At 64.4% G+C, this 11,543-nt stretch carries 10 protein-coding genes and 1 pseudogene; 10 read left to right on the top strand and 1 reads right to left on the bottom strand.

Annotated features, from left to right (window positions below):
- The first annotated feature begins 24 nt into the window (after window positions 1-24).
- The 3 genes from OMP40_RS12675 to OMP40_RS12685 are packed head-to-tail and all read left to right on the top strand — an operon-like array spanning window position 25 to window position 2,898.
- Complete coding sequence (locus OMP40_RS12675) at window positions 25-876, top strand: sugar phosphate isomerase/epimerase family protein (RefSeq protein WP_277531767.1); 852 nt, start codon at window positions 25-27, stop codon at window positions 874-876.
- Between the two features lie 25 nt (window positions 877-901).
- On the top strand, window positions 902-1,822 hold the full coding sequence (locus OMP40_RS12680) for an AraC family transcriptional regulator (protein WP_277531769.1): 921 nt from the start codon (window positions 902-904) through the stop codon (window positions 1,820-1,822).
- Window positions 1,819-2,898 carry a Gfo/Idh/MocA family protein gene (locus tag OMP40_RS12685; protein WP_277531771.1) on the top strand — a complete coding sequence of 360 codons (1,080 nt, stop codon included), beginning with the start codon at window positions 1,819-1,821 and terminating at the stop codon, window positions 2,896-2,898. Before OMP40_RS12680 ends, OMP40_RS12685 begins: the two co-directional genes overlap by 4 nt.
- Window positions 2,899-3,886: 988 nt before the next feature.
- Here the strand turns inward: OMP40_RS12685 and OMP40_RS12690 are convergent.
- Complete coding sequence (locus tag OMP40_RS12690; protein ID WP_277531772.1) at window positions 3,887-4,774, bottom strand: SIS domain-containing protein; 888 nt, start codon at window positions 4,772-4,774, stop codon at window positions 3,887-3,889.
- Window positions 4,775-4,943: 169 nt separating this feature from the next.
- On the opposite strand from OMP40_RS12690, the gene OMP40_RS12695 reads away from it, so the two are divergent.
- From OMP40_RS12695 to OMP40_RS12725, 7 genes and pseudogenes are all read left to right on the top strand, one after another.
- On the top strand, window positions 4,944-5,810 hold the full coding sequence (locus tag OMP40_RS12695) for a class II fructose-bisphosphate aldolase (protein WP_277531773.1): 867 nt from the start codon (window positions 4,944-4,946) through the stop codon (window positions 5,808-5,810).
- A complete protein-coding gene (locus OMP40_RS12700; protein ID WP_277531774.1) occupies window positions 5,807-6,859 on the top strand; it encodes a 1-phosphofructokinase family hexose kinase in 1,053 nt (350 codons plus the stop codon). Before OMP40_RS12695 ends, OMP40_RS12700 begins: the two co-directional genes overlap by 4 nt.
- A gap of 55 nt (window positions 6,860-6,914) precedes the next feature.
- Window positions 6,915-7,001: pseudogene (locus OMP40_RS12705) on the top strand (DeoR family transcriptional regulator); the annotation flags it as partial.
- A 94-nt stretch (window positions 7,002-7,095) separates the two neighbouring features.
- Window positions 7,096-7,668, top strand: coding sequence for a DeoR/GlpR family DNA-binding transcription regulator (locus tag OMP40_RS12710; RefSeq protein ID WP_277533145.1), 573 nt, complete (start codon window positions 7,096-7,098; stop codon window positions 7,666-7,668).
- 26 nt (window positions 7,669-7,694) lie between these two features.
- The gene (locus tag OMP40_RS12715; protein WP_277533147.1) at window positions 7,695-8,705 is read left to right on the top strand and encodes a Gfo/Idh/MocA family protein; all 1,011 of its coding nucleotides are present in this window, start codon (window positions 7,695-7,697) and stop codon (window positions 8,703-8,705) included.
- Window positions 8,706-8,812: 107 nt separating this feature from the next.
- The gene (locus tag OMP40_RS12720; RefSeq protein ID WP_277531776.1) at window positions 8,813-10,042 is read left to right on the top strand and encodes a Gfo/Idh/MocA family protein; all 1,230 of its coding nucleotides are present in this window, start codon (window positions 8,813-8,815) and stop codon (window positions 10,040-10,042) included.
- 32 nt (window positions 10,043-10,074) lie between these two features.
- The gene (locus OMP40_RS12725; RefSeq protein ID WP_277531777.1) at window positions 10,075-10,872 is read left to right on the top strand and encodes a M55 family metallopeptidase; all 798 of its coding nucleotides are present in this window, start codon (window positions 10,075-10,077) and stop codon (window positions 10,870-10,872) included.
- Window positions 10,873-11,543 lie beyond the last annotated feature (671 nt).

Here is an 11,543-nt window from a genome sequence, read left to right on the forward strand (position 1 = left end):
TTATCGAGGACAGGAGGAACGACAATGAAACTTGCGGCATTCAGCGGGGTTTTTATCGAGCACAGCATTCAGGAAGCGATGCATTTGACGAAACGGCTGGGCCTGGACGGGATCGAGATCGCGGCGCGCGAGCCGCACGTCTCTCCATCCAGCAGCATGACGAGGGTCAAGGAGGTCAAGGCGCTCTCGGACAGCCTGGCGCTTCCGATTCCCGTGCTGGCCAGTTATATCGGCGGCTTCTCCGATGCGGACGACGGCCAGTCGGAGAAATACTTAGAAGAATTCAAACGGCTGCTCGAGATCGCAGGCGTGCTGGACACGCGTTCGATCCGCGTTTTCCCGGGCGGCCCCAACGCCTTCAAGGCGCAGGACTATCATTATGCCAAGGCCGCGCATTGGATGGGGCTGTGCGCCGAGGAGGCCGCGAAGCACGGGGTGAACGTCCTGATGGAGATTCACAACAACTCGCTGGTCGAAACGGTGGACAGCAGCTTGCGCCTGCTCGACATGATCGGGCGGGACAACGTCGGAATGATTCACGATGCCGGCAATATGTACATCACCGACACGGATTACGGCCGGGAATCCGTCCTGCGGCTGGGTCGCCGCCTGATGCACGTCCACGTGAAGGATGAGCTTCGCATCGCGGAGCTCGGCGCGCCCGGGACGTTCGCGGATACGACCCGCCATGGCAGGGAGTTGTTCCTTCAGAGCCGGCTGGGCGAGGGCGGGGCCGACCATCGGCCGCTGTTCGACGCGCTGCGCGAGACCGGTTACTCGGAATGGGTGACGTTGGAGTGTCATGCGCCGTTTCCGGCGTACGAACGTTTGGAACACGACCTCGCGGCGGTTCGCAAGCTGATCGCGACGGCGTAACGAGCGTAACGATAGGCGGTGCTTCATGAGCGAAGACTTGGATATGCCTTATTATCAGGGCAGAGATCAGCTGAACAGGGATTTTCCTTTTAAAATATTCAGTTACGACAGCCCTTCTCTGAAGCAAAGCCTTCATATGCACGATTACGTCCAGATCGTCTATGTTCGTCATGGCGTATGCAACCACCAGATGCTCGGCAAGTCGCTGACCGTCAGCCAAGGCGATCTGTTCATCATCGCGCCGGGCACCGGTCACAGCATAAGCGGGATCGAGGACCGCGCGTTCGAGCTGATCATGGCCGACTTCGCGCCGGAGCTGCTGGAGGGTCATCTGGGACCGATGGAGGATGCGCTTAAGCGATACCTTACGCCGGGGCTGGCGTCCGCGCCGTACTCCTGGCTGCATGTCGGCAAGCAAAGGCAGCCGCTCGTCCTGCAGCTGCTGCAGGACATGCAGGACGAATACGAACATAAGGAGGACGGCTACGCGTTCGCGATCCGGCTGTCCCTGCTGAAGCTGCTCATGGTGGCGGAGCGCGAATACCGCGCGGTCCGGCGCAAGCCGGGCAAGCAGACGGTCGCCGTCGACAAAGAGCCGATCGAAGAAGCGAGACGGTACGTGCACGACAACTACAGCCAGGACATCCCGCTCGAGCACGGCGCTTTTATCGCGAATATGGCGCCGGCTTACTTCAGCCATATGTTCAAACAGGTGACCGGGCAGTCGTTCATCGATTACGTGAACGAGGTTCGGATCGAGCGGGCGAAGGAGCTGATCCGGCGACAGTCGCTTACGGTCACGCAGATCGGATTCCAGGTCGGTTACCGGCATCTCAGTCACTTTATCCGCACGTTCAAGAAGCGCACGGGCATTACCCCGACGGAGTACAAAAAAACGTTCGGCGGCACCGCCGGGCCTATCGGAGAAAGAGGGATGAACAAATGACGGCAACGCCTTTAAAGGTCGGCATCATCGGACAGGGCCGCAGCGGCCGCGACATCCACGGCAAGCTGCTCGAACAGCTGCCCGCGCAATATCGCATCGCGGCGGTCGCCGATTCCATTCCGGAGCGCAGGGCGCGGGCCGAGGAGGAATTCGGGTGCCGCGCATACGAGACGTGGGAAGCGATGGTCGCCGGCGAGCCGCTCGACCTTGTCGTTAACGCGTCGCCCAGCCATCAGCATTTTCCGATCACGCTGGAGCTGTTGAACAAAGGCTTTAACGTCCTGTGCGAAAAGCCGCTGGCCAAATCGCCCGAGGAGGTCGACCGGCTCATCGAAGCATCCAAGCGTTCGGGCAAGCTGCTCGCCGTTTTCCAGCAATCCAGATACCACCCGGCCTTCCAGCAAATTCGCAGCGTCATCGACTCCGGCGCGCTCGGCCGCATCGTGCAGGTGAGCATGGAGATGAACGGATTCGCCCGCCGCTGGGACTGGCAGACGCTGCAGAGCAACAACGGCGGCAACCTGATGAACACCGGCCCGCATCCGGTCGACCAGGCGCTTCAGCTGTTCGGCACCGACGAGCTGCCGCAGATCACGTGCATCATGGACCGGGCCAACACGTTCGGAGACGCGGAAGATTACGTGAAGCTGCTCATGCGGGGTCCCGGCCGTCCGACGATCGACATCGAGATCTCGTCCTGCTGCGCGTATCCGCAGGATTCCTTCAATATACAAGGGACGAACGGAGGCTTGCACGGCAGTCCGGAACATCTGGAATGGCGGTACTTCAAGCCCGAGGAAGCGCCGGCCCAGCAACTCGTGAAGGAACCGCTGTTCAACGCGGCTGGACTGCCCGCCTACTGCAACGAGACGCTGACCTGGCACGGCGACGAATGGACGATGTCGCTGCCCGAGGGACAGAGCCTGTTCGGCTACATGACCGAAAAGCTGTACCTGATGCTGCACCGCTCGCTGACGGAAGGCGCGCCGCTGGAGATCACGCCGGAGCAAGTGCGCCAGCAGATGTGGGTGATGGAGGAGTGCAGGCGGCAGAATCCGTTGATTTACAGCGCGTAGCATAGGGGCAAACCTTTTCATGCGAAAAAACCGTTCTTCGGTCAGGACGCAATCATGCGTCTGTGGGCGAAGAACGGTTTTTAAATTAAGCTACTTTGCCCAGCCGCCCGTAGCGCCGCCCGCGAGAAGTCCCGGTTGGGACTACTTTGATCCGCCGCCCGTAGCGCCGCCCGCGAGAAGTCCCGGTTGGGACTACTTTGCCTCGCCGACCTGTGCGCCAGCCGCGAGAAGTCCCCTTTGAGACTACTTTGATCCGCCGCCCGTAGCGCCGCCCGCGAGAAGTCCCCGTTGAGACTACTTTGATCCGCCGCCCGTAGCGCCGCCCGCGAGAAGTCCCCGTTGGGACTACTTTGCCCCGCCGACCTGTGCGCCGCCCGCGAGAGTCCCCGTTGGAACTACTTTGCCCCGCCGACCTTAGCCCGCCCGCGAGAAGTCCCTGTTGGGACTACTTTACCCAGCCGCCCGTAGCGCCGCCCGCGAGAAGTCCCGGTTGGGACTACTTTGCCTCGCCGACCTGTGCGCCGCCCGCGAGAAGTCCCGGTTGGGACTACTTTGATCCGCCGACCTGTGCGCCAGCCGCGAGAAGTCTCGGTTGGGACTACTTTGATCCGCCGACCTGTGCGCCGCGCACGAGAAGTCCCCGTTGGGACTACTTTGATCCGCCGCCCGTAGCGACGCCCGCGAGAAGTCCCCGTTGGGACTACTTTACCCAGCCGACCGTAGCCCGCCCGCGAGAAGTCTCGGTTGGGACTACTTTGATCCGCCGACCTGTGCGCCAGCCGCGAGAAGCCCCCATGCCCATGACTGATGAGCAGACCCGGCCGATCAGAGCGCGACCCACGCCACCAGTCCGTCCGGCGTGTCGGGATCGATGCCCTTGCGTTCCGCGCGGCACAGCGCCGCGATCTGCGAGAGAAAGAGAAAGGGAATGCCCTGAACCGCAGGATCCAGCGCGAAGCCGGAAAAGACGGCACAGTCGGCGATCGCTTCAAGCTCCGCGTCTGACTCGTCGGCGTAAACGATGACGGTCGCCCCCCCTGCGCTTGAGGTCGCGGAGCAGGTTGCGCCGATGCTGCGCCCCTCGTTCGTTGCCGGATGCGGCGGCGATCACGAGCGTGCCCGGACCGACGACGACCATCGGCCCGTGGCGGACGTCCAGCAGGTGATACGACTGAGTCTGCACGGACGCGATCTCGGTCAGCGCGATCGCGCCTTCGCCCGCCAACCCCTTCAACTCGCCGTCGGCCAGCACGACCGCCTGGTTCCAGTCGAACCCGGCCGCGCGGCGGATGCCCGCTTCGACCCGCGCCATGAACGCTTCGCCGTCCCGGATGGCGGCGCCGAGCGACGCGATCAGCGCCTCGTCGCCGCCGAGGAAGGCGGCGATCAGCAGGTTGGCTGCATACAGGTTGACCACCGTGCGGGTCTGGCAGACGCTGGCGTCGAACGCCCAGGGAAGCGCGAGCGCAAGATCCGCCTCGGCGGACAGCGGAGATTCGGCGACGCAGGAAATGGCAAGCACCGGGACATGCGTCGCGCCGCGCAGCACCCGGACGGCCTCGACGATCTCCGTCGTGCTGCCGGACCGGGAGGGCGCGACCAGCAAGGTGCCTGTCAGCGCGGCGCGATAGCGCTCGCCGTTCAGCAGCATGTCGCCGCCGGCAACGGCGTGGGCGTTCAAGCCCGCGCGCAGCCGGGCGGCAAACGCGGCGGATTCGCAGAGACAATAGCTGGAGCCGCACCCGATATAGGTGAAGGAGGAGGGGCACGCGCTTTTCACGAAAGCTTCGATGCGATCTCGCTCGCCCAGCATGTAATCATAAGTTTGTCGCAACGCCGCGTATTGCTGCTTGGTCTCCCGGTATGTCAGGCTCATTAGACGACAACCTCCATGTGTTGAGTGTTACGATCATGATAATCAAACAAAATGATTAAATCAATCATTTTATGATTGAAAAAATCATATTAATTCTCTATATTAGAATCGAACGCGAGCGAACGACTCGCGCACGAACACCACTCAAGCAGGCCGGGAGGAACCAGTCATGCCTCTATCATCGACGACGGCGGTGCTGCGGCACGCGAGAAAGCACGGATACGCCGTAGCGGCTTTTAACGTTCACACGCTCGAGATGCTGCAAGCGGTCGTGGATGCCGCGATCGAGAGCGACGCCCCGCTCATTCTCCAGACGACCGTCGGCACCGTCCAGCATCTGGGCGCCGACTACATCGCCGCCGCGGCCGAGGTGGCCGCGAGCCGGACGCGTCTGCCGATCGGCCTTCACCTCGACCACTGCACCGACTACAACGTCGTCGTAAGGTGCATCCGCGCGGGTTATACTTCCGTCATGATCGATGCGTCGATGCATCCTTACGAAGAAAACGTCGAGCGTACCGCCCGCGTCATCTCGGTAGCCGCGGCAGTCGGCGTCAACGTCGAGGCGGAGCTCGGCAAGGTGGGCGGCGTGGAGGACGATATCGTCGTCGACGCGCGCGACGCGCTGCTGGCGGACCCGGAGGAATGCGTGTCCTTCGTCGCGCGAACGGGCGTCGACACATTGGCGCCGGCCATCGGGACCGCGCACGGCATCTACAAGGGGGATCCGAACATCGACTTCGACCGGATCGCCCGCATCGCCGGCAGCGTGGACGTCCCGCTGGTGCTGCACGGCGGCTCCGGCATTCCGCCTGATCAGGTCAGGCGGGCGGTCGCGCTCGGCATGGCCAAGATGAACATCGCCACCGAGCTGCGCATCGCGTTTTCGGACGCCATCAAGCGCGTCTTCGAGGAGCGGCCGGGGGAGAACGATCCCCGCAAGTACATGGTGCCGGCGAAGGAAGCCGTCAAGCGTCTGGCGCTCGAAAAGATCGCGCTGTGCGGCTGCGCCGGACGGGGCGGTGAGGCGGTGTGATCGTCACGGTCACGTTAAACGCCGCGGTCGACAAAACCTACTATGTGTCCGGCTTCGCGGCGGGCGCCGTGCAGCGGGTCAGGCGGCAGATCGCAGAGCCCGGCGGAAAAGGGAACAACGTCGCCCAGATCGTCAGGCTGCTTGGCGGCGAAGCGGCCGCGACCGGATTCTCGGCGGGCGGCGCAGGCGCCTTCATCGAGGAGCGGCTCGCGGCGAGAGGCATCGGAACCGCCTTCGTCCGTATCGCCGGCGAGTCCCGCACCTGTCTGAATATCGTCGACGAGGCGAGCGGCGCGTCGACGGAGCTGCTCGAGGAGGGACCTGCGGTCGGGGACGCGGAGGTCGCGGACATCAAAGACGCCGTCGGCCGGCTCGGCGGCCGGGCGAGCGTCGTCGTCCTGTCCGGCAGCCTGCCGGCCGGCGCCCCGGCAGACCTGTATGCGGAGCTCGTCGGGATCGCCAGAGCCGCGGGCGCCCGCGTCTACCTGGACGCGAGCGGCGAAGCGCTCGCGCTCGGCATCGGCGCAAGACCGGACCTGATCAAGCCGAACGAAGAGGAGCTGGCCCGGTTGTCCGGCCGCAAGCGTCTCGAAGCGTCGCAATTAACGCAGACGGCGGCGAAGCTGCACGGCCAAGGCGTCGGCCAGGTGTGCGCGACGCTCGGTCGCCGGGGCGCGGTCGCCTGCATCGACGGCAAGCTGTATCGCGTCGTCGCGCCGCGCGTCGCCGCGGTTAGCGCCGTCGGCTGCGGCGATGCGTTCGTGGCCGGCATGGCCTATGCCGAAGAACAAGGGCTGCCGGCGGAAGATCGGCTTCGCGCGGCCGCGGCTGCCCGGAGCGGCTGCGGCGATGACGGACCGGGCAGGCGAACTCGACCCGGCCGTATACGAGCGCCTTCTGGACCGCGTGGAAGTCCTGCCGCTGTAAGTCGTCGCCATCGCTTTTGCAACCGGGCGAGCCGCGGCCGTCATCGCATCCGCCCGGTCGGCGTCGTTATTGTTGCAAACCGGCCGCCTTCTCCTTCACAATGTAGAAAAATACGGAGATGACCGGGGGAGACCGAACATGGAACCGACGTCGAAGGGCGAAGCGCGCAGGGCGAAGATGCTGGAGCTGATCAAAGCCGGCGGGAGATTGTCGATTCAGGAGATCACGAGCGCGCTGCAATGCTCGGAAGCGACCGCGAGGCGCGATCTCGATCTGCTGGAGCGTTCGGGACCGATCATCCGGACGATCGGCGGCGCCGTTTACGAAGGGACGCCGGCGCCGCCGGCCGAGCTGCCTTTTGCGGATAAGAGACAGGCGCAACTGCAAGAGAAGGAACGCATCGCGGAGACGGCGGCGGGACTCGTATCAGAGGGGGGACGTCATCTGCCTGACGGGCGGGACGACGACGTTTCTTATCGCGCGCGCGCTCAAAGTCCGGCGCAATATCACGGTCGTGACCAACGCGGTGAATATCGCCTGCGAGCTGGCCGACGCGGAGGACGTCCAGGTCGTCGTCGTCGGCGGCGTCATGCGGGCCAAGAGCTACGAGCTGATCGGGCCGCTCGCAGAGATCGTCGCGGAGCGCATCAACATCACCAAGATGTTCCTGGGCGTCGACGGCGTCTCGGCCACGCACGGCTGGACGATGCATTCGGAAATGGAAGTCCGCATCGCGCAAATTCTGATCCGGCGTTCGGGAGAGGTGTATCCCGTGTTCGACGACAGCAAGCTTGCGAAAACGGCGCTGTTCACGATCATGCCGCTCGCCGATGCGACGGGCATCGTCACGAACCGCCGGCCGGACGGCTGGCTGGCGCAGGCTTGCCGAGACAATCAGACGGCCGTGCACGTCCCGGAGCAACCACGATGAATCTTGCCGGCCAAAGGGGTGAAAATATGGAGTCTCGGGTTTTCTCGGTTATCGGATGCCAGCACGGGCACATCGGTTCTTTTATCGAAAACATGCTGGGCATGGGCTATCGCTGCGCAGGTATTTTCGAGGAGTCCGGCGAGGATCCGCAGCTGGCGAAAACGCTGTCCGGCAGGCTGGACGTTCCGCTGCTCGGCGCCCTCGAAGACGCGCTCGCGCAGGACGTAAGCATCGTCGGCTGCGCCGCGGTCAACAGCCGCAAGATCGATATCGCCGAGCTGTGCGAGGCGCGAGGCAAGCACATCATGGTCGACAAGCCGGCCGTGACGGACAGGGCGGGTCTCGAGCGGCTGCGCGGCATCGTCGGACGCGGACGAATCGAGGTCGGCATGCTGCTCGTCCAGCGCTTCAACGCCGGCGTGCTTACGCTGAAGGCGCTGATCGACGAAGGCGCGCTCGGGCGGCTCGTGTCGCTGGACATGCGCAAGCCGCATCGATTGAACGCCGGGGATCGGCCGGGCTGGTTTTTCGACCATTCGCGGTCGGGAGGCATCATCCAGGATTTGCTCGTCCACGACCTGGACCTGCTGCGCTGGCTGACGGGCAGCGAGATCGTCGACATGCAGGGCTATATGGCCAAAACCATCCTCCCCGGGCATCCGGACTTCTACGATGCCGCCGCGTTGAACGTAAGGCTTGCGGACGGTACGTTCGCGCAGCTGTACGCCGACTGGCATACGCCCGCCCGCTGCTGGACATGGGGAGACGGACGCATCTTCGCCGCCGGCACGGCGGGCAGCGCCGAGCTGCGGCTGCAGGGCGATCCCGGGGGCGACAAGGAGCCGATGCTGCTGATATCGACCGACAGGGAAACGGACCATCTCGTCCCGCTGCGGCGGTCGCCGGTTAGTGCCTGCGCGGACTTTGCGAATCGGCTGCGGGGCGGCGCGTCCGTATTGTCGGGAGAGGACGTGCTGCTCGCTTCCGAGGCGGCCGTCGAAGCGGACGAACGGGCGGCGAGGATCGAGCGCGCCTAGCGGACGCAAGGGTATGCGGCCCGATATACGAATTCGAAGCGGCCGCGGCTCGGTTCCCGAAAGATCGGACCAACGCGATATTGTCGAAAAAAGGGAGGGAAAGCGGCATGTCCGTACGCAAAGCCCTATTGATCGGCGCAGGAGGCTTCGGCCGCGTCCATCTGAACGAGCTCGTCCGGCTTGCGGACGCAGGCACGCTGGAGCTGGCTGCGGTCAGCGACGTGCGGTTGACGGAAAGCGCGGCGGCCCTTGTCGCGGAGCGTGGCATCCGGCACTACGCCGACTACCGCGACATGCTCTCGGCGGAGGCCGGCGCGGACTTCGTCGTCATATCCACGCCCATCGCGCTGCATGCGCCGATGAGCATCGACGCGATGGAGGCGGGCTACCACGTCCTCCTCGAAAAGCCGCCCGGCGCCCTGCTCCAGGATGTCGACCGGATCGCGGAGGCCGCCGACCGGACGGGCAGGCTGTGCGCCGTCAACTTCTTCGCGCCGTCGCGCAAGGCGCAGGCGCTGATCGCGCGCGCGATCGCCTCCGGAGAGATCGGCCGCGTCAAGCGCTTTAAAGCGATCGCCCTGCTTCAGCGCACGGCCGCGTATTTCGGCCGCACGCCCTGGGCCGGCAAGCTGACGGTCTCGGACAGCGTCGTTCTCGACGGCGCCTTTCACAACCCGGCCGCGCATCTGCTGTACAGCATGCTGAAGCTGGCGGAGACGGCGGCAAGCGCGGCAGGCCGCGAGTCGCAGCCGGTCGGCGTGGCGGCGGAGATGTATCATGCCAATCCGATCGAGAGCGACGACACGACCGCGATGCGCATCGAGATGAGCGACGGAACGACGCTCTGCTACTATGTAACGTTGTGCGCAAGGAAGACGGAGACCCAGCGGATCCGGATCGAAGGAACCGAAGGCGCGATCGAATGGGACTATGACGATCAGGTCAAGATCTGGCGATACGGTCTGGGCCATTCCTACGACTGCAAGGAAGGCGGCATCGTCGAGCGGCGGTACCGGAACCTGATCGCGGCGATCGACGGACGGGATGAGGGGCTCGACGTCTCGCTCGATTCGGCGCGGCGCTTCACGCTCGTCGCCAACGGCGCGTTCGAATCGGCCGGCGAGATCCGCGGGATTGCCGCGGACTTCGTACGCCTGTCGGATGCGGCGGACGAGCCGGGCGCCTACATCGAGGGGATCGAGACGGCCATGAAGGAAGCCTTCGCGGCCGGCAAGCTGTTGTCCGAGACGGGCTTGCCGTGGGCCGTGACGCCCGAGCCGTTCGACCTGCGCGAATACCGCCGTTTTCCCCGGCGCTTTCGCTTGAACGGCGCTTAGACCCGGCGGACGGCGGGAGGAGGAGCAGAGCGATGAAGTTTTATATCAGCGTCGACATGGAAGGCATCGCCGGCATTTTGTTCAAGGAACAGATTTACCGCGGCGAGATGTTCTACGAGGAATCCCGCCGGCTGCTGACGGACGAGGTGAACGCCGTCGTCGAGGCGCTCGCCCAGTCCGGCGCGACCGAGGTCGTCGTGAAGGACGCCCACGGGTCGGGCTTCAACCTGCTGTACGGCAGCCTGCATCCCGCGGCCACGCTGGCCGCCGGCGCGCTGCCGCTCGCCAATCGCTTTCCGGGCCTGGACGAGACGTTCGCCGGCGCGCTGCTGATCGGCTATCATGCCATGGCAGGCACCCGGGACGCGATTCTCGAGCATACGTTCAGCTACGCGGACATCCTCGAGCTGGCGCTTAACGGCGAGCCGATCGGGGAGATCGGGATCGATGCGCTCCTGTTCGGACGCAGCGGCGTCCCTGTCGTTTTTGTCTCCGGCGACGACAAGACGTGCGCGGAGGCGCAGCGGCAGCTCGGCGCCGTGTTCACGTACGAGACCAAGCGGGCGACGGGCCGGCACTCGGGCCTGCTCAAGGCGCCCAAGCGCGTCCTGGCGGAGATCGGCGACGCCGTCAAGGAAGCCGTAAACCGAAGAGGCGCCTGCAGGCCCTATTCGCTCCCGGGACCTTACGACATGCGGATCGAATACACGAGCACGAACCTGGCCGACGCGCGGGCGCTCGAATCGGACGGCGTCCGCCGGGTCGGCGGCAGGGCGCTCGCGCTCCGCGACGACAACCTGCCGCGGCTGCTCGCCCGAACGTTCAGTTAAGCGAAAACGGACCAGGCCTGTCTCAGCGATGAGGCAGGCTTGTTTGCCGTTCCCGCGCTTGCGCCGCGCGAAAGCGGCGATAGGCGGAGATTCGGCCGATTGTATGGAAATGACCGAGTATAAGACAATTTACGCCCGTAGTGCGACGGAAGGGGATGTGACAATTTTAAAGGAGAAGCGCTTCAGCCGGGTTAAACAAGGAAGGCGGCAAGCGCTTCAACGAATGCCGCACCCTGCAACCGAAAGGAGGAATTGAGGAACCGCAAAGCAAGGGAATGACGAGATCGGATTCGACGCTTCACGCAAGACCATTCGATGAAAAGGATGTGTCCGCATGCTGTCGATCGTCAAAAAGTCAGGCCTGTCCATGCTTGTCGCCGCATTGGTTGTTTCTCCTCTAACCTTCTCCCCCGCCCCCGAAGCGCACGCGGATGCCATCGAGACGAACGTCGCGCTCGGCCATGCGACCGTGACGACGAACGGACTCGTCAAAAACGCGGTGTCGCTGGCCAAACTCGTCGACGGCGACCGCCAGGCGTCCGCTTATGCGCTGATCGACGCAGCCGCCGGCCCCAAGTGGGTTCAGCTCGATCTAGGCGAATCGTTCGACGTCACTCGCGTGAACGTGCTGAACGACTTCAATCCTTCGGAGCCCCGCACCGGCAGAGACA

The organism is Cohnella rhizosphaerae, from assembly GCF_029525575.1.
In the GTDB taxonomy this organism is placed as follows: domain Bacteria; phylum Bacillota; class Bacilli; order Paenibacillales; family Paenibacillaceae; genus Cohnella; species Cohnella rhizosphaerae.